We start from the raw sequence: 25195 nt of genomic DNA on the forward strand, positions 1-25195 counted from the left end.
AGTCCTGGTGGGGGTCGGATCGCCCGGCGGCCGGCGGAACGGCGGCGCGGTGAGGCGCCGCCGTGTGATGCCGCCGGGTGGTGCCGTGGTCGTTGCCCGTGGTCAGGTGTATACGCCCAGCTCGTACAGTGAGTAGCCCCAACCGGTGCCGCGTTGTGTGCAGTTGATGCGTACGTAGCGGCCGGTGCCGGTGAGGTCGAGGTCGTCGACGCCGCCGTTGCCGTCGGTGATCTGGCGCAGGGTCTGCCAGTTCTGGCCGTCGTTGGACGTCTGGATGGCGTACGCCTTGGCGTAGGCGGTTTCCCAGACGAGTTGGATGTGCCGGAAGGTGGTGGGGGCGCCCAGGTCGACCTGAATCCACTGGGGGTCGCTCCAGTCGCTGGCCCAGCGGGTGTCCGCGCGGCCGTCGACGGCGTTGGCGGCCGTGCAGGGGCAGTCCCCGCCGGACGGCTGGAACGAGGAGGCGGTGGCCGTCCTGCGCAGGGCGACGTTCGTGCCGTCGATCACCGGTGGGACCACCCTGATCGAGCGCGACTGGACGCCGACGTTCCCGTGGCCGTCCGTCGCCTTGACGTAGATCTTCCAGACGCCGGGGCGGTCGGGTGCCGTGAACTTCAGCCGGCCCGAGCCCGCGCTGCTGAAGCGGAGGGAGTTCAGCTGGCCGCTGCCGTCGAGGTACATGCTGTTGTCCAGGACCTCGTACGTGATCGCGTCGCCGTCGGGGTCGGTGGCCTGGACGTCGAGTGTCACGTCCCGTCCTGCCTGCACCGCGGCCGGGTCGCCCTGCACGCCGATGTCGGACAGCACGGGCGGGGTGTTGTCGCGGGAGGTGTCGCCGCCGTAGGCCTTCTTCACGGCGTAGTAGGAGAGCCGTTTCTGTCCGGCGGGCAGCAGGTTGAACCAGATGCCGCCGAAGTCGTACTCCGTGCCGTAGTGGAAGAGGGTGGCGCCGAGCGCGACGCCGCTGTGGCCGGTGACGCAGTTCCACGCCTTGGTGTAGCCCGCGGCCTTGGCCTGGTCGTTGGGCTCCGCCGGGACTCCGTTGGCGTCGTTCGGCACCTCCCACTCGCCGGCCGGGCCGGACTCGGTCACGATGTACGGCTTGTCGTAACCGCCCTGCTGCCAGGCGGACCTGATGTCGCAGACACCGTTGTAGGAGTTGACGGCGTACAGGTCGAGGTCGGGTGCGTTGCGCTTGAAGTAGGGCCAGGCGCCGACCCACGCGTCGGTGGAGGTGACCGGGTGGTTCGGGTCGATGCCGTGGATTCTGCGGGCGACCTCGTTGACGAAGCTCGTATAGGCGTCCCGCTGCCGTTCCAGCTGGTCGCCGCCGTAGCAGTTCTGCAGGCCGAGGACCGACTCGTTGCCCACGTCCCACATGAGCACGCCCGCGTTGTCCTTGTAGGTCCGCACCCAGTTCGTGAACTCGTTGAGCATGTTGTTCTTGTACGTGGTGTCGGTGACGTAGTCGACGCAGCCGCCGCTGCCCGGACCTCCGCCGGGCTGGAGCCAGAATCCTGCGACGACCTTGATGCCGTGCGCGGCCGCGGAGTCGAACAGCGGCTTGCTGCTCGCGTCCGTGCCCCAGGTGCGGATGGTGTTGACGCCCATGGACCTCAGGTCCGGCAGATAGGTGTCGGCGGAGGCGGCGGACGGGCCCCAGGTCAGGCCCTTGATCTGGTACGGCTTCCCGTCCACGGTGAGCTGCCAGTTGCCCTTGGCTCCGGTCACCTTGACGACGCTGCCGGCCGCGTGGGCCTGCGTGGCGGGCAGGGCGGTGAGGGCGCCGAGGGTGAGGAGGCCCGCGGTGAGCGGTGCGGTCAGACGGCGGACGCGACTTCGTGACATGGGGGGGTCTCCGATGCGCGGGTGGTGGGGGGAGGTCGGGTGGCCCGGCCGTGTGGGGGTCCGGCCGGGCCACCCTGCTTCGGGGTGGCGCCTTCAGGGTGCGGTTCAGGGAAGCCGGTAGTCCCCGTTCAGCGCGGCTCCCGCCTCGGGGTGCGTCTCGTCGTAGCCGCGTGCGTCGCACTGGAGGCCGCCGACGATGCAGTGGCCGACCATGGCCGCCTGCGTGGGCGCGTCCCAGGCGTTGAAGAAGTCGTAGTGGTAGGACCAGGCGGCCCCGCTCGACAGCCTCACGCGGGACATGTCGCCGTTGACCGGGAACGCCATCTTGAACTCGATCATCGGCAGCGCGACCGGGTGGTCGGCCGGGCACATGTTGTCGTTGGTGCCGGGCTTGACCACCGGGTAGGCCATGTGGCTGCGGTGGTCAGGGGTGTCGAGGTACTTGCCGTCCCAGCAACTGGGCGCCTGGAAGCGGATGTTGAGCTGTACGTCGGGCCTGTTGGGACAGCTCGCCGGGAAGTCGACGTTGAAGTAGCTGTCGCCGCATTCCCAGCCCTCGACGAAACCGGGGCTGTTGCGGAACTCCTGAGCGCTCTGCAACGGGTTGCCCACCACGAAGCGCAGCCCCTTGGGGAAGGGCCGCACGCTGGTGTAGTCGGTGACTCCCGCCTTGTAGTAGATCGTCTGCGGGCCGACCGGCAGTACCGCCTTGTCGCCGTTGTAGACGGTCGGCACCCAGTAGCCCGACCGATCGCCGGGCGCCTTGCAGGCGGTGCCGCCCGCGTCCAGTGACGCGGCGGTGCTGTACGCGTCGGTCGTGGTGTTGCCCATGAAGGTGTGGTCGTGCGACTTGCCCGGCTGCTGCGGATAGACGATGGGGTCGTCGGGCCTGGTCCGGGTGACGGAGCAGTTGGCCTGGAACTCGTGGAAGTAGCGGTGCGGCGGGTTCGCGGTGGACGGGGTGACGCCGGTGACCGGCGGGACCGCCGGGATGTAGCCGTCGCCGTTCGCGTCCTCGGCCGAGAAGGCGGTCGACGCGGCCATGGCGTGCCCGGAGTGGCCGGCCGCGAACGACGTCGCCGCCTCGCTGCCGGGGGCGGGCGGCCCGGCACTGGTGGCGACGCCGGCCACACCGAGCGACGTCATCAGCAGGGCTCCGGCGATCAGCATTCCTGACAGGGCTTTCGATCTCCGTGGCATGGAGACCTCCTGAAGGCAGGGGGTGAGAAGTGGGGGGTGAAGAAGGGCGAGCAGGCACGGCCTGACGAGATGTCACGAACGTCGTCAGCGGCGGGCAAGCGCTCTCCTGCCCTGGGAGTGTTGAGTGCTTGACGCGCGGGTGTCAAGGCATGCCGCAGAAGGATCAGCGCCGCCCCGCCCGTCCTCATTTCCTGAACACCACCCCACCTGCGGCGGGCACCCGTCCCGTCAACGCTTGAAAAGATTCCCGCGTCCGGGGACTTGCCGACCCCTCTGCCTCATTAGTTAAATCAAGATGTGAACTAAGCAATGCAGGCGTGTAGTTGAGCTTTCGCACGCCGTGACACAGCCCCGCCCTCCTCGCGAACACTCACCCCACATCGCATCCGCAGGGACCCGTATGAGACTCAGATCCCTGGGTGTCGCGCTCGCCGCAGTGGCAGCGCTCGTCGCCCTTCCCGCCACCGACCTTCCGGCCGCCGCCGCGGCCGGCACCCCGCTGCCCCAGGGCAAGGCCGCCGCGCCGTCGGCCGACCGGAGCGCCGGCCTCGCGGCCGCCTGCGGCACCGGCAACGCCGCCCTGGGCAAGCCCGCGACAGCCTCCTCCACCGAGAACGCGGGCACCCCGGCCTCCGCCGCCTTCGACGGCGACCCGGGCACCCGCTGGTCCAGCGCCTTCTCGGACCCGCAGTGGGTGCAGGTCGACCTCGGATCGGTCCAGAACCTGTGCAAGGTGGACCTGACCTGGGAGACCGCCTACGCCAAGGAGTTCCAGATCCAGGCCTCGGCCAACGGCCAGAGCTGGACCACGCTGAAGAGCGTCACCGGCGCGACCGGTGGCAGCGCCTCCTACGACGTCAGCGGTTCGGGCCGTTACCTGCGCATCCACGGAACGGTCCGCTCGACCGGCTACGGCTACTCGCTCTGGGAGGTCGCCGTCCACACCGAGTCGTCCGGCGGCGGCACCCCGCCCGTCCAGGGCGGCGGCGACCTGGGGCCGAACGTCATCGTCGTCGACCCCTCCACCCCCAACCTCCAGCAGAGGTTCGACCAGGTCTTCGCCCAGCAGGAGTCCAACCAGTTCGGCAACGGCCGCTACCAGTTCCTGCTCAAGCCGGGCACCTACAACGGGATCAACGCCCAGATCGGCTTCTACACCTCGATCTCCGGCCTCGGCCTCAACCCCGACGACACCCAGATCAACGGTGACATCACCGTCGACGCGGGCTGGTTCAACGGCAACGCCACCCAGAACTTCTGGCGTTCGGCGGAGAACCTCGCCATCAGGCCGTCGCACGGTGACGACCGGTGGGCCGTCGCGCAGGCGGCGCCGTTCCGCCGCATCCACGTCCAGGGCGGCCTCAACCTCGCCCCGAACGGATACGGCTGGGCATCCGGCGGGTACATCGCCGACTCGAAGATCGACGGCACCGTCGGCCCGTACTCGCAGCAGCAGTGGTACACCCGCGACAGCTCGGTGGGCGGCTGGACCAACGGCGTGTGGAACATGACGTTCACCGGGGTGCAGGGCGCGCCGGCGACCGACTTCGCCACCGGCTCGTACACCACGCTCGACACCACGCCGATCTCGCGCGAGAAGCCGTTCCTGTACCTGGACGGCAACACCTACAAGGTCTTCGTACCCGCCAAGCGGACGAACGCCCGCGGTGTGTCCTGGCCGGCCAACGCGGGCACCTCGCTCCCGCTCGACCAGTTCTACGTGGTCAAGCCGGGTGCGACCGCAGCCACCATCAACCAGGCGCTGTCCCAGGGCCTCAACCTGCTGTTCACGCCCGGTGTCTACCACCTCGACCGGACCATCGACGTGACCCGCGCGAACACCGTGGTATTGGGACTGGGTCTCGCCACCCTCGTGCCCGACAACGGCGTCGACGCGATGCACGTGGCCGACGTCGACGGCGTCCGGCTCGCCGGATTCCTGATCGACGCGGGCGCCGCCAACTCGGACACGCTCCTGCGGGTCGGCCAGCCCGGCTCCTCCGCGGACCACTCCGCCAACCCGACCACGGTGCAGGACGTGTTCGTCCGGATCGGCGGCGCGGGCCCCGGTCTCGCGACCAACTCGATCGTGGTCAACAGCAACAACGTCGTCATCGACCACACCTGGCTCTGGCGCGCGGACCACGGCAGCGGCGTCGGCTGGAACACCAACCGGGCCGACTACGGCCTGTGGGTCAACGGCAACGACGTCCTCGCGACCGGCCTGTTCGTCGAGCACTACAACAAGTACGACGTGTACTGGAACGGAGAACGCGGCCGGACGATCTTCTTCCAGAACGAGAAGGCCTACGACGTCCCGAACGCCGCCGCCATCACCCACGACGGCATCGTCGGCTACGCGGCCTACAAGGTCGCCGACTCGGTCAACACGCACGAGGCCTGGGGTCTGGGCAGCTACTGCAACTTCACTGCCGACCCTTCGATCGTCCAGGCCCACGGGTTCCAGGTGCCGGTCAAGTCCGGCGTCAAGCTGCACGACATCCTGGTGATCTCCCTCGGCGGCCAGGGCCAGTACGCCCACGTCGTCAACAACACGGGCGCGCCCACCTCGGGTACGAGCACGGTGCCGTCCAAGGTGGTCCAGTTCCCCTGACCGGGACGGATGATCGGCCCGGACCGGCGCCGGCGTGCGGCGAGTCACCCACGGGTGGCTCGCCGCACGCGTGAGCGGAAATGCTGTAGCCGCCGTCACCGCCGGGCCGGGGCCTCACAACAGCCGGACCCGCCAGGCCAGTACGCCGCCGGAGACGCCGGGTCGCAGCTGCACACGCACGCGCAGGGCGGTGGCGGTCACCGGGTCGAAGGAGACGTCGTTGAACGTGCCGGTGGCCGTGCCGTACGCGGATGCCCCGCTCACCGGCTGCCAGGCACCCGCGGGAGTCCGGTACTCCAGCCGCCAGGACCGCGGTACCCGGCAGGCGCCGTGGCCCGTGTCGTCGTACCAGTACACCGACACCCCGCTCGCGCGGACCGGCTCGGCGTACTCGTACCGCACCCACTCCTCCGTACCGGTCCGGTCCCACCAGGTGAAGCGGGGAATGGATTGGTCGTAGGAGTCCCGGGGCGCGGCCGTGGCGTTGATGATCAGGGCCTGTGGGCTGTCCACGCCGCTGAAGGACGCGGTGCACGCGACCCACTCATGGGCCCGCCGGCCCGATCCCGCCGTGGGAAAGGCGGTGATGCGCAGCCGTGCGGCGGCGGACGGGATCAGCGTGATGTGCTCGACCGGCTCGGTGGTGCGCGCCGGGCCCTGCTGGAGCGGCGCCGCCACGTTCTCGTCGTCGGCCTGCCAGGTGGGTACGCGGCGTGCCCTGGCCTTCATGCGGACGGGGGTGCCGGTGTGGGTGAACGGGTTGGCGGCGCGGGCGCGGGTGCGCTCCAGGGTGAGGGAGCGGGCGGGGTCCTTCTCGTCCAGTACCAGGGCGTAGTTCCACGGCGAGGCCGGGCGCACCTCGTACTCGGGCCAGTCCTCGGTACCGGCCAACCGCGACCAGTCCTCCTCGATCTGCAGGGAGTAGGTGAGCGGACCGTGGTCGACGGAGACCGAGTCGCGGTTCGCGCCCCAGGTCCGCACGTTGGTGCGCATGGGCAGGTACAGCTCCACGGTGTCGCGGTGCTGCCAGGAGCGGTCGAGGACCAGGTAACCGCCGCTGCCGCGGGCCTGCGCGGGCCGGCCGTTCACCCGCACCGAGGGGGCCCGGCACCAGCCCGGTACGCGCAGGTACAGCGGGAAGCGCACCGTCCGGGGAGTAGACAGGGTGAAGGTGACGGTCTCGTCGAACGGGTAGTCGGTGCGCTCGGCGATGGTGACCGTGGTGCCGTCGGCGACGTCGGCGCGCACCGAGGACTCCGCGTACAGCGAGGCGCACAGGCCGCCGTCGGCGCTGGCCAGCCAGAGTTCCTCGGCGTAGTAGGGCCAGCCCATGCCGTAGTTGTGCGGGCAGCAGCGGTACTGGTGGATGCCGCGCAGGTACGCCTGCATGGCGAAGCGGTTGTCGAACTGGCCGTGTGTCTTGGGGACGTTGTCGAGCTGGACGCCGTTGGCTGAGGTCGCGTAGTGGATGGCCTTCTGCAGCGGGTCGAGGGCGGCCGGCAGCATGTTCAGGGCCAGTTCCTCGCAGCGGTCGGCCCACACCGCGTCGCCGGTGATGCGGGTGAGCATCTGGTGGCTGTGCATGAACTCGACGATGCCGCAGGTCTCGAAGCCCTGGCGGGGGTCGTGGTAGCCGTCGCGGGCGTTCTCGTCCCCGGCGAAGCCGCCGCCGGGGAACTGCCCGTACCGGCGCATCACGGTGTCGTAGACGCGGTAGGTGGCGTCGCGGAAGGCCGAACCGCCCGCCAGGACGCCGTACTGGGCCGGTTCGCGGAAGCCCTGGGCCAGGTTGACGTTGTGCCAGGTCGGTATCGAGGTGGTGTAGTCGGCGCTGTGGGCGTGCAGGGTGTGCACCAGGTCGAGGAGCCAGGAGTCGCCGGTGCGGTTGTACAGCCAGTAGGCCGTGTCGATGGTGTCGCCGCAGCGTGCGGAGCCCCAGCCCTGCCCGAACAGCGTGCCCGGCTGGGTGTGGAGGTACTTCAGCCAGCCCTGCAGGGCGGGGACGACCCGGTCGTCGCCGCTGTACTCGTGCCAGGTGCGCAGCGCGTCAAGCACCGGCATGTACGGCCAGAAGTCCGGGCCGCCGTTCAGCGCCGTGCGCAGGGCGGCGGGGCCGAAGAAGCCGTCCGGCTGCCGGGTGGCCAGAATGCGGTCCATCCAGGCGCGGGTCAGCTCCAGCGTCCCGGCGTCGCCGGTGACGTAGGCGAGGTCGCCGAAGCCGCGCAGCCAGTACGGCAGTTCCTCCCAGCCGTCCCGCTCGGGCACGGCCCAGCCGCTGGTGGCCGGGGACAGGTACTCGGAGATCTCCGGCATGCGCCCGCCCAGGCCGCCCAGCTGGAGGTCGAGCTGTTCGCGCAGCCAGCCCTTGGGGGTGATGCTGCCCGGGGGAAGGCGCAGGAAGGGCTCCTGCCGTAACGGGGCCCGGTTGGCCGGGTACCGGCTGAGGGCACGGGCGGGGCCGACGAGGTGCACCGGCGGCCGGGGCGCGCCGGCCTGCGCGGGCAGAGCCGCCGTTCCCGCCAGCGCGGCGCCACCGACGACGGCCAGTGAGCGGTTGAGGAACGTACGACGTTCCATGCGGACGTCCTTCCTGAACTGTCGAAGGTGGGACAGGGCGGTGGGACGACGTCCGGGAGCGCCGGCCGGCGACGTTGGCGGAGGGACGGGGGACGACCGGCGCGCGCGGAACGCCCGAGGCGCCGCACGGACATGACGTCAGCGCGCCTTATAACGTTGCAGAGATTTCCGCCGACAGGAATGACAGCACGCGCGAGCAGTCGTGTCCAGACCTTGAACGGCCTGCGATCACCGCTGACTTGGCGGTCTTCCCACCCGCACGAGGTCGGCCCGCATCCGTTGGGCCCGGGGTCTGGACAGGGTTGTGAGGGCCCTGCTTTCATGCTCCCGCGCCGACTTTTCCAACGTTATACAAGAACGCCTCCGACGCGCTTCCCCCTGTGCCGCCCGGCGCGGGGGGTCCCCTTCGGCGCAGGTTCAGGCGTGGAGAATTTCCGTTACGGAAAGGGTGAGCATGAGCCCAGGCAGACTCCGAGTACCCTTCCTCGGCCGACTCGCTGCGTTGCTGCCGCTGTTGCTGGGCGCCGCGTTGCTGGTGCCGGCCCAGGTCAGTGCCGCACCGGCCGCGGCGTCCGCTCCCTCCGCCGAGGCCGACGACCTCGGTCTGCGAGGCGACTACTACCGGATGTCCAGCATCTCGGCGCTGGACTTCGCGTCGTACACCGGCACCCGGATCGACAACTCCCTCTACGTCGACGACCTGCTGCCCACGCTGCGCGCCTACGCCGGCACCACGGACAACGTCGCGGTGCGCTGGACGGGCCGGCTCCAGGTGCCCGCGGACGGCGCCTACACCTTCTACATCAAGGGCGACAACGGCTTCCGGATGTCCCTCGACGGGGCCAGTGTCATCGACCACTGGACCACCGACTGGGACGTCCAGACCACGTCCGAGGCGATCACGCTGAAGGCCGGTCTGCACGACCTGGCCGTCGACTACAACCAGGGCAACGGCGGCGCCTACCTGCACACCGAGTGGTCGGGTCCGGGCTTCTCCCGCCGGCCGCTCCCCGACTCGGCGCTGCACCTGCCGGCCGGGTTCTCCCCCGCCGACGCCAAGGGCACCGTCGCCTCGACCGGCAGGACCGCGACGATCGAACTGCCCTCCGCCGTCAAGGCCGTTCCGGCCGACGCGGCCAAGCACCTCGCGCTGGTCTCCGGAGGCACCCTGTGGTCCGGCACGGTGGCCAAGGACCCCAAGAACGCCTCCAGGCTCGTCATCACCGCAGGCAAGGACGACACCCCCGTCTCGCTCAACGCCGATGTGCGGATCAGCTATGACGGAAAGGGCGGCATCACGACCGCCGGTGGCGGACCGGGGCCGTTCTCCGTGGTGGCGCGGAACGACTCCACCTGGTACTTCGCCACCAAGTGGGCCAAGGACGTCTCCGCCAGGAACGCCCTGCCCGAGTACCCGCGGCCGCAGTTGACCCGCAGGAACTGGCAGAACCTCAACGGCACCTGGCAGTTCCAGGCGACCGAGCAGGGCGCCGCGCTGCCCACCGGGAAGCTCTCCGGGAAGATCCTGGTGCCGTACCCGATGGAGTCGGGCCTGTCCGGCGTCGCCAAGCACCACGACTGGTCGCTGTACCAGCGCACCTTCACCGTGCCGAACGGCTGGAAGGTGGGCTCCGGCAACCGGCTGCGCCTGAACTTCGGCGCGGTGGACCACGAGGCCTGGGTCTACGTCAACGGCAGGCAGGTCGCCCACCACACCGGCGGATACGAGGAGTTCGGCGCCGACGTCACCGACGCGCTCGCCGGACGCGGGGCGCAGACCCTGCTGGTGAAGGTCAAGGACACCACGGACGACAGGTACGCGCTCGGCAAGCAGTCCGCCGACCCGAGCGGCATCTGGTACACACCGACCTCCGGCATCTGGCAGACCGTCTGGATGGAGCCGGTCCCCGAGACGAGCGTCGACTCACTGGTGCTCACCCCGGACCTGGCGGACAAGTCGCTCTCCGTCACCGTGCGTCCCACCGCCGGGACCTCGCCGACGGCGAAGGTCACCGCCACCGCCTACGCCGGCAACAAGGCCGTGGCCTCGGTCACCGGCCGGGCCGGTACCCCGCTGCGCCTCCCGGTCGCCAAGCCGCACCTGTGGAGCCCGGACGACCCGTACCTGTACAACCTCAAGGTGACCCTGGACGGCGGACGGGCCGGAAAGGACGAGGTCGGCTCCTACTTCGGCATGCGCTCGATCGAGGTCGCCCCGGTCGGCGGCGTCAACAAGATCGTGCTCAACGGCAGGCCCACCTTCGTGATGGCCACCCTGGACCAGGGGTTCTGGCCGGACGGCCTGTACACCGCGCCGACCGACGAGGCCCTGAAGTACGACCTGGTGGAGCACAAGAACCTCGGCTTCAACGCGGTGCGCAAGCACATCAAGGTGGAGCCCGCCCGCTGGTACTACTGGGCCGACCGGCTCGGTCTGATGGTGTGGCAGGACATGCCGAGCCGGATGACGGCCGCGGCCGGCACGCCGGAGACCCAGACGTTCATCGACCAGGTGCACACGATCGTCGACCAGCACATCAGCAGCCCGTCGATCGTCATGTGGACGATGATGAACGAGGGCTGGGGCGAATGGAGCAAGGCCGCCACCGGTGAGCTCGCGGACGCGGTCAAGAAGCAGGACCCGTCCCGTCTGGTGGACGCCCACTCCGGCGTCAACTGCTGTGCCTCGAAGGGCGATTCGGGTCGCGGTGACATCATCGACTTCCACGACTACCACGGCCCGGCGAACCCCGCCCCCGACGCCGGCCGGGCCTCCGTGGACGGGGAGCACGGCGGCTACTCGTACGTCGTTCCCGGCCACATCCTCGGGACCGCCGGCGGTCAGGACTACGGTGACGCCGCCACCAGCACCGAGGAGCTGACCAAGGCGTACGTGGAGAACACCAGGAAACTGGTCCAGCGTGCCTCCTGCGGCCTCTCCGGCTCGGTCTACACCCAGGTCACGGACGTGGAGGGCGAGCTCAACGGCCTGCTCACCTACGACCGCAAGGTGGTCAAGGTCCAGCCCGGACCGGTGCGGGAGATCAACCAGCAGGTGATCGCGGCCGGTTCCGCCGCGGGCGGGGCGAACGTCCCGAAGGGCACCCCCGGACTGGCCGGGGTGTCCTGGTGGCCGCTGCACCAGCAGTCCGGCACGACCGCCACGGACGTCGCGGGGCGCCACGACGGCACCCTCAAGGGCGGGGCGGCCTGGACCACCGGCCCGAACGGCGGCGCGGTGCTGCTGAACGGCAGCACCGGTCACGTCGACGCCGGCGCGCCCGTCCTGGACACCGAGAAGGGCGACTACTCGGTGGCCGCCTGGGTCCGCCTCGACGACAAGGGGCACTTCAGCACCGCGGTGTCCGTCGACGGCGACCGGAGCAGCGTCTTCTACCTGCAGTACTCCCAGGCCGACAAGCGGTTCGCGTTCAGTTTCTCCGGCGCCCGGGCGCTGGCGAACAGCATCGGCGAGCCCGAGGCCGGGAAGTGGTACCACCTGGCCGGCAGCTACAGCCACCAGGACGGCGCGCTGCGGATCTACGTGGACGGCACCCAGGCCGGTTCCACCCGCGCCTGCAACGGCGAGGTGCCCACCGGAAACCTGGTGATCGGCCGTGGCAAGTACAACGGCGGCCCGGTCGACCACTGGGCCGGCGCCATCGCCGACGTCCACGCCTACGACCGCGCCCTGAGCGGCGCCGAGGTGGCCTCGCTGGCGGCCGGCGAACCCACCGCGCCCGCCAGGCGGTGACGGCGGCGGGAGGCTCCCGGTCCACCCCGGGGGCCTCCCGCCCCGGCCCGCTCCCTCACCGATGACGCGCCCCATTCCACCCGCGGCCCCGGCGGCGACCGGACGACCTCGTCGTCCGCGCCGTGCCAGAGCAGTCGCCCCACCACGCAAGGAGTGCAACGACCATGACCAGCCCTCGCAGATCCCGTCTCGTGGCCGCCGTGTGCCTCGCCGCCGCGGCGGCCCTCTCCGCCGGCTGCTCCAAGGAGGAGGGCACCGGCGCGGCCTCATCCGACACCAGTCAGGGCGCCCAGGTGGTGCAGTCGCCGTCCGCCGGCTCCTCGGGCTCTGGCTGCACCTTGGATGCCTACGGCGCCACCAAGATCGACCTGAAGGACGCGGTCGTCGGCTTCTCGCAGTCCGAGAAGGAGGCCAACCCCTTCCGGATCGCCGAGACCCAGTCCATCAAGGACGAGGCCGCCAAGCTGGGCGTCAGGAAGCTGCTCACCACCAACGCCCAGTCCCAGCTCTCCAAGCAGATCAGCGACATCAAGGACATGCTGGCCCAGGGCGCGCAGCTGCTCATCGTGGCGCCGCTGAACTCCGACGGCCTGGAACCGGCGCTGCAGGCCGCCGCCGCCAAGCACGTGCCCGTGATCACCGTCGACCGCAAGCTCAACGCCACCGCCTGCAAGGATTACGTGGCCTTCCTCGGCTCGGACTTCGTCGAGCAGGGCAAGCGTGCGGCGGACGCGATGATCCAGGTGACCGGCGGCAAGGGGAAGGTCGCGATCCTGCTGGGCGCGTCCGGGAACAACGTCACCACCGACCGCACCAAGGGCTTCGTCGACCAGCTCAAGGCCAAGGCCCCCGGCCTGGAGATCGTGGCCCAGCAGACCGGCGAGTTCGCCCGCGACAAGGGCCAGCAGGTGATGGAGCAGCTCATCCAGTCCAAGCCGGACATCACCGCCGTGTACGCGGAGAACGACGAGATGGGCCTGGGCGCCGTCACCGCGCTCAAGGGAGCCGGCAAGAAGCCCGGCAAGGACGTCAAGATCATCTCTATCGACGGCACCCGCAACGCGGTGCAGGCACTCGCCGACGGCCAGTACAACGGGGTCATCGAGTCCAACCCGCGGTTCGGCCCGCTGGCCTTCGCCACCGCGCAGAAGTTCTTCGGCGGCGAGTCCATCCCGGAGAACGTGATCATCTCCGACCGCGCCTACGACGCGTCGAACGCCAAGGACTCCCTGTCCGGAGCCTACTGAGACGCCCTCGGGCCGCCCGGGCCGCCCCAGGAACTGCCGTCACAGGCCCTGGACCGGGCGGCCCGCTCCCCGCTCACCGACCCACGGAAGGCCTGAGCCCATGGCACCCCCCGAAGCGGCAGTCGCCGCACCGCACCCGGACGCGGACGGCGCCGCGCCCCCGACGGTGCTGGAGGCCGTCGGCGTCGGCAAGCGCTTCGCCGGCGTGGTGGCGCTCGACGACGTCTCCCTGACCCTGCGCCGCGGTGAGATCCACGCCCTGGTCGGCGAGAACGGCGCCGGCAAGTCCACCCTGATCAAGGTCCTCACCGGTGTGCACCGCCCCGACTCCGGGGAGCTGCGCCTGGGCGGGCGGCCGGTCTCGTTCGCCCGGCCGCACGAGGCCCAGCGGGCCGGCGTGTCCACCATCTACCAGGAGGTCAACCTCGTCCCGATGATGAGCGTGGCGCGGAACATCTTCCTGGGCCGCGAGCCCAAGAACCGCCTGCGCCTGATCGACTTCCCCCGGATGCACCGGGAGGCGGCCGAACTGCTGGCCGGCTTCGGGGTCACGGCCGACGTGCGCCGCCCTCTCAACAGCCTGGGCGTGGGCACCCAGCAGATGGTGGCGCTGGCCCGCGCGGTCTCGGTGCGGGCCCAGGTGGTGGTGATGGACGAGCCGACCTCCGCACTGGAGCCGCGCGAGGTGGAGACGCTCTTCCGGGTCATCGAGGAACTGCACAGCCGCGACATCGCCATCCTCTACGTCAGCCACCGGATGGACGAGCTGTACCGCATCTGCGACCGGGTCACCGTGCTCCGCGACGGACGGCTGGTGCACACCGGCCCGCTCGCGGACACGGACCGGATGCGGTTGGTCTCGATGATGCTCGGCCGGGAGGTCGCCGAGGTCCGCCGGCACGGCGTCACCGGCTTCGGCGGCGAGCACGACGCCGCCCGCGAACCGGTGCTCACCGCCGAGAAGCTGAGCCGCCGCCACCTGCTGGAAGAGGTGTCACTGGAACTGCGTCCGGGGGAGGTTCTGGGCCTGGGCGGCCTGCTGGGTTCCGGGCGCACCGAGACCGCCAAGGCCCTGGTCGGCGCGCTGCCACTGGACTCCGGCACGGTCTCGGTGGCGGGCAGGCCGCTGCGCCGCCTGTCCCCCGCCGCGGCGATCCGGGCCGGCGTCAGCCTGCTCTCCGAGGACCGCAAGGCCGAGGGCATCGTGCCCGGTCTGTCGGTGCGGGAGAACATCGTCCTGGCCGCCATGCCCCGCCTGTCCCGGGCCGGTGTCGTCTCCCGCAAGCAGCAGGACCGCATCGTGGAGATCTTCATGAAGCGGCTGCGGATCAAGGCGTCGGGGCCCGAGCAGAAGGTCGAGGAGCTCTCCGGCGGCAACCAGCAGAAGGTGCTGCTGGCGCGCTGGCTGTGCCTGGAGCCCAAGGTGCTGCTGCTGGACGAGCCCACCCGAGGGATCGACGTCGGCGCCAAGGCCGAGGTGCAGACCCTCATCGACGAACTGGCGCAGGAGGGGCTCGCGGTGCTGCTGATCTCCTCCGACGTCGAGGAGCTGGTGGAGGGCGCGGACCGGCTGGTGGTGCTGCGCGGCGGCGCGGTGGCCGGTGAGCTGGCCGGCGACCTGGTCGGCGAGGCCGAGCTGCTGGACGCGCTGGCCGCGCACACCCCCGAACCCGAGCCCGGGCCCGAACCCGAGCCCGCCGCCGAAACGCCGCACACGTCATCGCACATGGACGAGGAGCAGGAATGACCCAGCTGTCGCCGGCACTGGGACGGAGCACGGTCCGGCTCGCCGCACCGGCCTGGTTCCAGAAGTACGGCGTCTACACGGCGGTGCTGGTGCTGCTCGCCTTCAACGCCGCGTTCACCGAGCACTTCCTGACCGTGGCCAACCTGCGGACCCAGCTCGTGCAGGTCTCCCCCGTCGTCATCGTGGCGCTCGGCATGGCGCTCGTCATCGGCACCGAGGGCGTGGACCTGTCCGTGGGGTCCGCGATGGCACTGGCCGCCGCGCTGCTGCCGCTCTACCTCGGCTACGGGCTGGTCCCGGCGCTGCTCGTGGCACTGCTGGCCGGGGTCTTCGTGGGCGCGGTCAACGGCACCCTGGTCGCCGTGGTGGGCCTGCAGCCCATCGTGGCCACCCTGGCCCTGTTCGTCGGCGGCCGGGGCCTGGCCCTGGTGATGGCCGACGGGCAGCTCAAGCAGATCGCCAACCCGGACCTGCTGGCACTGGGCAGCGGGGAGGTGTTGGGCATCCCCGTGGTGGTACTGACCGCGGGCGTCCTGGCACTGGCGGTGGCCGGGGTCGTGCACCGCACCACCTTCGGCCGGCAACTGGTCGCGGTGGGCGGCAACCGGGCCGCCGCCGGACTCTCCGGGCTGCCGGTCAAGCGGGTCCTGATCGGCGTCTACGTCCTGTGCGGCGTCCTGGCGGCACTCGCCGGCGTACTGGCCACCGCCCGGCTGACCGCCAGCGACCCCTCCGCGCTCGGCAACCTCATGGAACTGTCCGCGATCACCGCGGTGGTCGTCGGCGGCACACCGCTGACCGGCGGCTCGGTGCGGGTGCTCGGAACCGTCACCGGGGCGCTGCTGATGCAGCTCCTGCGGGCCACCCTGGTCAAGCACGACCTGCCGGACTCCACCGCGCAGATCGCCCAGGCCGCCATCATCCTCGTCGCCGTCTACGTCGCACGGGAGCGTCGGTCCCGATGAAGTCACTCACCAGCCCCCGGCAGTCGCCGGCCGCCCTCCGTCCGACGGCGGCGGCCCCCTCCCCGGCCACCGGCCAGGAGCGGATCACCGAACTCCTGCAACGGCACGGCGCCCTCGCCGTCCTGGTCGCGGTCGTCCTGGTCTCCTCGTTCGTCTTCCCGTCCTTCGGCACGCTCGACAACGCCCAGAACATCGCCGTACAGGCGTCGTTCATCGCCGTCGTCGCCCTGGGCATGACCCTCGTGATCATCACCGGCGGCATCGACCTCTCGGTCGGATCGGTGTTCGCGCTCGGCGGCGTACTGGCCGCCTGGGCCTCGCAGTACGGCATCTGGGCCGCGCTGCTGCTGCCGCTGGCCGTCTGCGGGGCGATCGGCACCCTGAACGGGCTGCTGATCGCACGGGCCGGCATGGCCCCCTTCATCGTCACCCTGGCCACCCTGCTCGGGGCCCGCGGCCTGCTCCTCGCCCTGACCGACGAGGGCGCCACCACCTATCTGGTGCCTCGGGACTCGGCCTTCGCCGAACTCGGCCAGGGCACGGTGGGCGGCTTCGGGTATCCGGTGCTCGTCGCGCTGGCGCTGTTCACCGCCGGCGGGGTGGTGTTGCAGCGCACCTCGTTCGGCCAGTCGCTGTTCGCCGTCGGCGGCAGCCCCGACGCCGCGACCCTGATGGGACTTCCGGTGGCCCGCACCCGGGTCCTGGTCTACACGCTCAGCGGCCTCCTTGCCGGGTTCGCCGGCGCGCTCAACGCCGCCCGGCTGTCCTCCGGGGTCACGATCATCGGCGTGGGCATGGAGCTGGACGCCATCGCCGCGGTCGTCATCGGCGGCACCCTGCTGGCAGGCGGCGCCGGCTCGGTGAGCGGCACCCTGTGGGGAGTGCTGCTGCTCGCGGTCATCCAAAACCTGATCAACCAGATAGGCTCGCTCAATTCGTCCTACCAGTCCGTGGTCAGCGGCGGCTTCCTCATCGTGGTGGTCGTGGCCCAGCGGTACCTGGCGCGGGCACGCCGCACCTGATGACAGACGCCGTGCCGCAGGACCCGTCGCTGTCCTGCGCCCGGCCCGACAAGGAGGGAACGCCTTGGGCGTCAGCCTCAAGGACGTCGCGCAGCGAGCGGGAGTGTCCATCAAGACCGTCTCGAACGTCGTCAACGACTATCCGCACGTCACCCCCGCCATGCGGGCCCGGGTGCAGCAGGCGATCGACGAGCTGGGCTACCGCCCCAATCTCACCGCGCGCCACCTGCGCAAGGGCCGCACCGGGATCATCGCGCTGGCCGTCCCCGAACTCGGCAACCCGTACTTCGCCGAGCTGGCCAGCGCGGTCATCGACGCCGCCGCACGCCACCACTACACCGTGCTCCTCGACCACACCGCCGGCCTGCGGGAGAAGGAGATGCTCGTCTGCCAGGGCTTCCGGACCCATGTGATCGACGGTCTGATCCTCTCGCCGATCGAACTGGAGAACGCTGACCTGCGCGGCCGCACCGACACCTCGCCGCTCGTGCTGCTCGGCGAGCGGGAGTACGACGCCCCCTACGACCACATCGCGATCGACAACGTGGCCGCGGCCCGCAGCGCGGTCCGGCACCTGGTCGGGATGGGACGGCAGCGGATCGCCTTCCTCGGAGCGCGGGCGGAGAGCGCCCGCCAGCCCGCCCATCTGCGCCTCCAGGGGTGGCGTGAGGAACTGGCCGCCGCCGGGCTGCCGCACGACGACTCGCTGGTGGCCCCCACCGACGGCTACGGACGGGCGGACGGTGCGCAGGCCATGGCCCTCCTGCTGGACCGCGGCGTGCGGCCCGACGCGGTCTTCGCCTACAACGACCTCCAGGCGATCGGCGCCATGAGGGTGCTCGGCGAACGCGGCCTGCGCATCCCGCAGGACGTGGCGGTCGTGGGGTTCGACGACATCGAGGACGGCCGCTTCGGGGCGATCACCCTGACCACCGTCTCCCCCGACAAGCAGGCCATCGCCCGCCAGGCCGTCAGCTGCGTCATCTCCCGGCTCACCGGCTCCTCCGACACCGAGCCGCGCCGGCTGCGTCCGGGCCACGACCTGGTGGTACGCGAGTCGACCCTGGGCCGCCAGCGCTGAGCCGGCCCGCTCTCCTCCTCCCATCCCCGAGGACCTTCATGCCACGACCCGCCCTGCGCTGCTCCCCCTTCGGCGCCACGCCCGACGGCACTCCGGTGGAGCGCTGGCGCCTGGACTCAGGCCGAGGCGTGCGCGCCGAGGTACTCACCTACGGCGGCATCCTGCACGCCTTGGAGGTGCCGGACCGTGACGGAGTCGCGCGCTCGGTCGTCCTGTCGCTGACCGGCATCGAGGACTACGCCGGCCCGAGCCCGTACCTCGGAGCCCTGGTGGGGCGGTACGCCAACCGCATCGCCGACGGCCGCTTCGCCCTGGACGGCCGGGCGCACCAGGTGCCGGTGAACGACCGGGGTCACGCCCTGCACGGCGGCCCCGACGGCTACGACCGGCGGATCTGGGCCGCCACGCCCGTGGTGGGCGCGGGCTTCGCCGGGGTGCGCCTCACCCTGCGCAGCCCCGACGGAGACATGGGCTTTCCCGGAACGCTGGACGTCACGGCCACGTACGTCCTCGACGCGCAGGGCACCCTCTCCCTCGACTACCGGGCCGTCACCGACCGGCCGACCGTGGTCAACCTCACCAACCACGCCTACTTCAACCTGTCGGGCGCACCCACGGTGGCCGACCACTTACTCCGACTGGACGCGGACCGGTACCTTCCGCTGACCGACGAGGGCATCCCGCACGGGCCGAGCGCGGCAACAGCGGGCACCCCCTTCGACTTCACCCGCGCGCACACCATCGGCGCCCGCCTGCACGACCCCGACCCGCAACTGCGGGCGGCCGGCGGCTACGACCACTGCTGGGTGCTGCGCCCGCCGTCGGACGGGGAGCTGCTGCGGCGTGCGGCCCGGCTGGAGGATCCGGTGAGCGGGCGGACCCTGGAGGTGTGGACCACCGAACCGGGCCTCCAGGTGTACACCGGCAACCAGCTCGACGGGACACTCAAGGACGCGGCGGGCAACCGCCACGAGCGGTACGCCGCCGTCTGCCTGGAGACCCAGCACCTGCCCGACTCCCCGAACCACCCGGAGTACCCGAGCACGGTACTGCGCCCGGGCTCCGTCCTGACCAGCCGCACCGAATACCACCTGGCCCCGCCGGAACGGGCGTGCTGAGCGGACCGTGGCCCTGTTCAGCGAGCCCGGGATTCACGGAGTAGCGGGGCGGATCGTCGGCCCTGGGGGCTCTGGGACACGTCGTGGTGCGCGTCCGGCTGGCCGGCTGAGGCGCGGCGTGTCCGGAACAGGAAGTCGGCCACGCGCGCGTGGTCCGGTTCCGGGGGGAGCGGGGTGTGCCGCAGGGCCTCCTCGGTCTCGGCCGCGAGCCGGGCCATGCGGGTCTCGACCTGTGCCCAGGAGACCTCGCCCCGCTTCACCGCGAGCAGGGGCTCCCGCTGGTCGCCGACGTCGATGCGCAGCTCGCCCGTGCGCAGCAGGTCGCGGGCGGTCATCAGCAGGCGGAGCAGGTGCATCGCGTGCTTCCAGCGCGGGGAGCCCGTCGTACGGACGTCGGCGTCGAGCTTGCGGCGCTGGCCGAGGGCGTAGCGGGTGAAGGTGTCGTGGACCTGCCGGGAGAGGAAGGCCCCGCGCAGGTGCAGCAGTTCGCGGCCGGTGTCGTCCACGTGCTCGACCAGCGGTGAGTGCAGGCACTCCAGGATGTTGGGGTTGGCGCGGAGCGCCAGTGCGCAGAAGCGTTCCAGCTCCCAGCTGAACTGTTCGGGCCGCGGACCGTCCACGTGTGTGGGCGGCTTCTCGAAGCGCCAGAACAGGGAGGTGGGGGCGAGGAAGACGCCCCGGCGGTCCGTGTCACTGCCCTCCGTCGCCAGCCCGAAGGCCCGCGAGCCCATGACACAGGCGTAGATGGTGTGGTCGCGTACCAGGTCCTCGGGCTGCATGCCCAGGAGCGTACGCGGACCGCCACGTCGGGCTGATCGAATTTCCCTCCACCTCGATCGGCTCGGCGGGCAGCGGCCGGGCCGGGCAGCGGCGGGACTCCGCGTATCGCTCCGGACCTCCGCAGGTTGTCCGTTCCGCCCGCCGCCCGTGGCCCGGCGAGGGGCGGAACGGCGGACGCTAGACCTGCCCGGTGAGGTGCTTCCTGAGTGAGGCGATGACCGCGGGGGCCTCCGCCGTCAGGTAGAAGTGGCCGCCGGGGTAGACCTGGAGGTCGAAGTCGCCGGTCGTGTGGCCGCGCCACGCCTCGGCCTCGGGCATCGACGTCTTGGGGTCGCTGTCGCCCGTGAGGACGGTGATCGGGGCACGGACGGTGACGTCGGGCGCGCACCGGTAGGTCTCGATCGCCTCGTAGTCGCTGCGGATGGCGGGGAGGATCATGCGCAGGATCTCCTCGTCGCCGAGCAGCGCGGTGTCGGTGCCGGCGAGGAGCTTCAGCTCCCGCACGATGCCCTCGTCGGAGAGGCGGTGCACGTTCTCGTCGCGGACGGTCGACGGCGCGCGTCGCCCGGACGCGAACAGCCGGACCAGCTCACCGCCGTCGGCCTCGAGGCGGCAGGCCACCTCGAAGGCCAGGGTGGCGCCCATGCTGTGCCCGAAGAACGTGGTCGGCCGGGCCTTGAGGGCGGGGCCGAGGGCGTCGTAGAGCTGGTCGGCGAGGGTGGCGATGTCCGTCGGCGACACCTCCTTGCGCCGGTCCTGCCGTCCCGGGTACTGCACCGCGAACACCTCGGCGACCGAGGACAGTTGGGCGGACACGGGGAAGTAGAAGGACGCCGAGCCACCCGCGTGCGGGAAGCAGTGGAGCTGGGTGGAGCGGGAGGGGGCCGGGTGGAAGCTCCGGGCCCACAGACTCGCCTCGGTGGACGTGGGGGTTGTCACGCTTTCCTGGACCTTTCGTGAGCGCCGGCCTGGTGCCGGCGGTGTTGCGTGCGACGGGTTTCGGCGTGTACGGGGGCGGGGCCGCGGGCCGCCGAAGCGGCCCGCGGAGTGGGTCAGTTGAGACCGAGCTCGTCGTCGAGGAGCGCGAACATGTCCTCGTCGGACGCCTCGTCCAGGTCCTCTTCCTTCGAGGAGTCGCCGCCGGAGGTGTCCGTACGGCCAAGATCGGCCCACTTGGTCCTGAGGACCTCGATCCGACCGGTCACCCGACGGTGCTCCTCCGCGTCGTCGAGGCTGAGTCCGGCGATCGCCTTCTCCAGCGCGTCGAGCGCCGAGAGCACCGAGCCGGCGCCCGCCGGGTCGTCGGTGACGAGCTGTCCGCGCACGTACCGGACGACGTCGGCCGGCGTCGGGTAGTCGAACAGCAGCGTGGCGGGCAGCCGCAGACCGGTGGCCGCGTTGAGCCGGTTGCGGAACTCGACCGCGGTCAGCGAGTCGAAGCCCAGCTCCTGGAACTGACGTTCCGCGCCGATCGCCGCCCCGTCCCGGTGCCCGAGCACCGCCGCCGCCTGTCCGCGGACCAGCTTGAGCAGCGCCTCCTCCTGCTCCTGCGCGCTCAGCCCGGCGAGCTGCCGGGTGAGCGTGTCCGCGGACTGCGCCGCGCCCTGGGCCGCGGTCCGCCTCGCGGGCACCCGGATCAGGCCGCGCAGCAGCGCGGACACCTCACCGCGGGCCCGCAGTGCGGCGAGGTCCAGCCGGACCGGCAGCGCCAGCGCCCGGTCGCCCGCGACCGCCGCGTCGAACAGGGCGTGGCCCTGCTCGGCCGTCAGCGGCGGCATCCCGGAACGCGCCAGGCGGTCGGCCTCGGCGTCCGAGAGGGTGCCCGTCATACCGCTGTCCTGCTCCCACGGGCCCCACGCGAGGGACACGCCGGGCAGGCCGTCGGCGCGGCGCCGCGCCATCAGGGCGTCCAGGAACGTGTTGGCCGCCGCGTAGTTGGCCTGACCGGCACCGCCGAACACGCCGGCCACGGACGAGTAGACGACGAACGCGTCCAGGTCCAGGCCGCGGGTCGCCTCGTGCAGGTTCCACACCGCGTCCGCCTTGGGCCGCAGCACCGTGGCGAGGCGCTCCGGCGTCAGCGAGCCGACCACACCGTCGTCGAGGACACCTGCCGTGTGGACGACCGCCGACAGCGGCCGGTCCTTCGGTGCCGCCGCGACCAGGGCGGCCACGGCCTCCCGGTCGGCGACGTCGCACGCCCGCACGGTGACCTCGGCGCCCATCTCCTCCAGTTCGGCGACGAGCTTGCCCGCGCCGTCCGCCTCAGGACCGCTGCGGCTGGCGAGGAGCAGGCTCCGTACGCCGTGCGTGGCCACCAGGTGCCGGGCGAGGAGCCGGCCGAGGCCGCCGGTGCCGCCGGTGACCAGGACGGTCCCGGTGGTCCGGAGGACGCCGGACGTGCCGTGCGCCGCGGTACCGGAGGCGGGCTCCGGCTGTGCGGTGCCGGTGCTGGTGCCGGTGTCCAGCCTGGCGAGGCGGGCGGCCACGATCTCGGTGCCGCGCAGCGCGAGCTGCGGTTCCTCCGCGCCGGCCGTCAGGGCCTCGACGAGCCGGGCGGACGGGGCCGTCGCGGCCGGGTCGAGGTCGAGCAGGCCGAAGCAGCCGGGGTTCTCCGTCTGCGCCGACCGCACCAGGCCCCAGACCGCGGAGGCCGCGAGGTCCGCGGTCCCGCCGCCGTCCACGGCGACCGCGCCGCGGGTGACGAACACCAGCCGCGAGGCCGCGAGCGCCTCCTCGCCGGACCACTGCTGCACGAGCGCGAGCACCCGTGCGGTGACCTCCCGGACCGCGCCGGGCAGGTCGTCCCCGTCGGCCGGGCCTCCGGCGACCGGGACGAGCACCATGTCCGGTACGGCGGCCTCGGCCGAGGCCGACAGCGCGGCCAGGCCCGCCGCCGTGCCGACCGTGAGTCCGGTGCCGGTGAGGGCGTCGGTGAGGCCGAAGGGGTCGTCCCCGACGACCGCGACCGACGCGGGCCGAGCGGCCCCGGTGTCGGCCACCGGGGTCCAGTCGACGCCGAACAGCGTGTTCTGGTCTTCGCCCGCGGACTGCAGCTGGTCACCGGTGACCGTGCGGGTGACGAGCCGGTCGACGGTGACCACCGGCGCACCGGCCGGGTCCACCGCGTTCACCGACAGCGCGTTGTCGCCCGCGGGTGCCAGCCGCACCCGCAGCGCCGAGGCGCCGGAGGCGTGCAGCGCGACGCCCTCCCACGAGAACGGCAGGGCACCTCCCCCGTCGCCCTCCTCGCCGCCGGCTGCGGACAGCATCGTGGCGTGCAGCGCGGAGTCGAGGAGCGCCGGGTGCAGACCGAACTCGGCCGCCTCACCGGTGCCCTCCTCGGGCAGGGCGACCTCGGCGAAGAGTTCCTCGCCGCGGCGCCAGGCCGCGCGCAGGCCCTGGAAGAGGGGTCCGTACGCGAATCCGGCCCCGGCGAACGCCTGGTAGCAGTCCTCGGTGTCCAGCGGCTCGGCGTCCCGCGGCGGCCAGACCTCGGTGCCGAGGCCCTGGTCCGGTGCGGTGGCGCCGGGGGCCAGGACACCGGCCGCGTGCTGGGCCCACGCCGACTCGTCGGCGCCTTCGAGGCGCGAGTACACCCCGACCACGCGCCGGCCGGAGTCGTCAGGGACGGCGACGGCGACCTGTACCTGGAGGGCCCCCCGCTCGGGCAGGATCAGCGGCGCGGCGAGGGTCAGTTCCTCGACCCGGCCGCAGCCGACCTCGTCGCCCGCGCGGACCGCCATCTCCAGCAGGGCCGTGCCCGGCAGCAGGACGGCGCCCATGACGACATGGTCGGCCAGCCACGGGTGCGAGGTCAGCGACAGCCGGCCGGTGAACAACACGCCCTGTCCTGCGGCGAGTTCGACGGCGGCGCCGAGCAGTGGGTGCTCGGCGGAGCCGAGACCGGCGGCCCGGACGTCACCGGTGGCGGCGGCCCGGCCGGTCGGCCAGTACCACTGGTGCTGGAAGGCGTACGTCGGCAGGTCGACGCGGGTGGCGCCGGTACCGGCCAGCAGATCCTGCCAGCCGCCCCCGATCCCCCGCGTGTACAGCGCGGCCCGGCCCAGCAGGGCGGTCGTCTCCTCGTCGCGGCCCTTGCGCAGGACCGGAATGGTGACGGTCTCGTCGCCGGTCAGCGACTCCTGGGCCATCGCGGAGAGGACTCCGTCGGGGCCCAGCTCCAGGAACGTGGTCACGCCCTCCTCTTCGAGCGCGCTCACCCCGTCGGCGAAGCGGACCGCCTCACGGACATGACGCACCCAGTACTCGGGCGAGCACAACTCCTCAGCCGTGGCCAGGGAACCGGTCAGGTTCGACACCACCGGGATCACCGGGGCCGCGAACGCCAACCCCTGCACCACAGACCGGAACTCGTCCAGCATCGGGTCCATCAGCGGCGAGTGGAACGCGTGCGACACCCGAAGCGTCGTGGCCTTGCGGCCCTCCGCCTCGAACCGCGCCGCGACCTCCAGTACGGCACCTTCCTCACCCGAGACGACCACTGAGGTCGGCCCGTTGACGGCGGCGACCGACACCTCGTCGGTGAGGTACGGAATGACCTCGTCCTCGGTGGCCTGGACAGCCACCATCGCACCACCGGCCGGCAGCGCCTGCATCAGACGACCACGAGCCGCCACCAGACGCGCGGCGTCCTCCAGCGAGAACACCCCGGCCACATGCGCCGCCGCGATCTCGCCGATGGAGTGACCGGCCACGAACTCCGGCCGCACACCCCACGACTCCACAAGACGGTAGAGAGCGACCTCAACCGCGAAGAGCGCGGGCTGAGTCCAACCGGTCTCATTCAGCAGACCGGCATCCTCACCCCACATCACCTCCCGCAGCGAGCCCCCCAACTCACCGTCCAGGACAGCGAGAACGGCATCCAGAGCCTCCGCGAACACCGGGAAACGGCCATACAGCTCACGACCCATACCCAACCGCTGCGAACCCTGACCCGAGAACAGCACCGCCGAGCGGCCGGACGCCACCGTGCCCGACACCGCTGCCGGATCGGTCGTGCCCGCCGCCAGGGCGGCGAGGGCTCGGACCGTGTCCTCGTGCTCACCGGCCAGCACCACCGCACGGTGGGCGAACAGGGAGCGGGTGACGAGCAGGGAGTGGGCCACGTCGGCCGGGCGCGATGCCGGCTCCTCGGTGACCGCGGCGAGCAGACGGGCGGCCTGGCCGCGCAGCGCCTCCGGCGACTTGCCGGACAGCACCCACGGCACCACCGCGG

General features: G+C 71.6%; 14 protein-coding genes. 8 read left to right on the top strand and 6 right to left on the bottom strand.

All coding sequences use genetic code 11. The features are described 5' to 3' along the window. Window positions 1-102 precede the first annotated feature (102 nt). Together ACIOWN_RS23080 and ACIOWN_RS23085 are read right to left on the bottom strand one after the other, a co-directional pair. Window positions 103-1848: a discoidin domain-containing protein gene (locus ACIOWN_RS23080; protein ID WP_362351065.1), complete on the bottom strand. Its 1746-nt coding sequence runs from the start codon at window positions 1846-1848 to the stop codon at window positions 103-105. Between the two features lie 105 nt (window positions 1849-1953). Next, a complete protein-coding gene (locus ACIOWN_RS23085) occupies window positions 1954-3048 on the bottom strand; it encodes a DUF1996 domain-containing protein (protein WP_401983250.1) in 1095 nt (364 codons plus the stop codon). Window positions 3049-3448: 400 nt separating this feature from the next. Here ACIOWN_RS23085 and ACIOWN_RS23090 point away from each other — a divergent pair, with 400 nt between their 5' ends. After that, window positions 3449-5662: a discoidin domain-containing protein gene (locus ACIOWN_RS23090; RefSeq protein WP_362351060.1), complete on the top strand. Its 2214-nt coding sequence runs from the start codon at window positions 3449-3451 to the stop codon at window positions 5660-5662. A gap of 114 nt (window positions 5663-5776) precedes the next feature. Here ACIOWN_RS23090 and ACIOWN_RS23095 read toward each other — a convergent pair whose 3' ends face one another. Next, window positions 5777-8239 carry a beta-L-arabinofuranosidase domain-containing protein gene (locus ACIOWN_RS23095; protein WP_401983251.1) on the bottom strand — a complete coding sequence of 821 codons (2463 nt, stop codon included), beginning with the start codon at window positions 8237-8239 and terminating at the stop codon, window positions 5777-5779. Between the two features lie 454 nt (window positions 8240-8693). On the opposite strand from ACIOWN_RS23095, the gene ACIOWN_RS23100 reads away from it, so the two are divergent. The 7 genes from ACIOWN_RS23100 to ACIOWN_RS23130 all read left to right on the top strand — a co-directional run bounded on the left by ACIOWN_RS23100 (window position 8694) and on the right by ACIOWN_RS23130 (window position 19173). Next, complete coding sequence (locus ACIOWN_RS23100; protein WP_401983252.1) at window positions 8694-11993, top strand: LamG-like jellyroll fold domain-containing protein; 3300 nt, start codon at window positions 8694-8696, stop codon at window positions 11991-11993. Between the two features lie 164 nt (window positions 11994-12157). Continuing rightward, complete coding sequence (locus tag ACIOWN_RS23105; RefSeq protein WP_362351051.1) at window positions 12158-13240, top strand: ABC transporter substrate-binding protein; 1083 nt, start codon at window positions 12158-12160, stop codon at window positions 13238-13240. Window positions 13241-13340: 100 nt separating this feature from the next. After that, the gene (locus ACIOWN_RS23110) at window positions 13341-14987 is read left to right on the top strand and encodes a sugar ABC transporter ATP-binding protein (RefSeq protein ID WP_401983253.1); all 1647 of its coding nucleotides are present in this window, start codon (window positions 13341-13343) and stop codon (window positions 14985-14987) included. Beyond that, window positions 14984-15952 carry an ABC transporter permease gene (locus tag ACIOWN_RS23115; protein WP_362351045.1) on the top strand — a complete coding sequence of 323 codons (969 nt, stop codon included), beginning with the start codon at window positions 14984-14986 and terminating at the stop codon, window positions 15950-15952. The genes ACIOWN_RS23110 and ACIOWN_RS23115 overlap by 4 nt, the downstream gene beginning before the upstream one ends. Next, entirely contained in the window at window positions 15949-16974 is a 1026-nt protein-coding gene (locus ACIOWN_RS23120) for an ABC transporter permease (protein ID WP_362351042.1), read from the top strand. Before ACIOWN_RS23115 ends, ACIOWN_RS23120 begins: the two co-directional genes overlap by 4 nt. Before the next feature lie 64 nt (window positions 16975-17038). Continuing rightward, complete coding sequence (locus ACIOWN_RS23125; protein WP_401983254.1) at window positions 17039-18055, top strand: LacI family DNA-binding transcriptional regulator; 1017 nt, start codon at window positions 17039-17041, stop codon at window positions 18053-18055. Window positions 18056-18093: 38 nt separating this feature from the next. After that, window positions 18094-19173 (top strand): aldose epimerase family protein, encoded by a 1080-nt coding sequence (locus ACIOWN_RS23130; protein WP_401983255.1) that lies wholly within the window; start codon window positions 18094-18096, stop codon window positions 19171-19173. A gap of 17 nt (window positions 19174-19190) precedes the next feature. Here the strand turns inward: ACIOWN_RS23130 and ACIOWN_RS23135 are convergent, their stop codons facing one another. The 3 genes from ACIOWN_RS23135 to ACIOWN_RS23145 all read right to left on the bottom strand — a co-directional run. After that, entirely contained in the window at window positions 19191-19952 is a 762-nt protein-coding gene (locus ACIOWN_RS23135; RefSeq protein WP_401983256.1) for a DNA polymerase beta superfamily protein, read from the bottom strand. A gap of 178 nt (window positions 19953-20130) precedes the next feature. Beyond that, complete coding sequence (locus tag ACIOWN_RS23140; protein WP_401983257.1) at window positions 20131-20892, bottom strand: thioesterase II family protein; 762 nt, start codon at window positions 20890-20892, stop codon at window positions 20131-20133. 113 nt (window positions 20893-21005) lie between these two features. Continuing rightward, window positions 21006-25195, bottom strand: a 4190-nt coding sequence (locus tag ACIOWN_RS23145; RefSeq protein ID WP_401983258.1) for an SDR family NAD(P)-dependent oxidoreductase, incomplete at its 5' end; no start/stop codon positions are given.

Origin of the sequence: Streptomyces sp. NPDC087787, from assembly GCF_044743035.1 — a bacterium.
GTDB lineage: Bacteria > Actinomycetota > Actinomycetes > Streptomycetales > Streptomycetaceae > Streptomyces.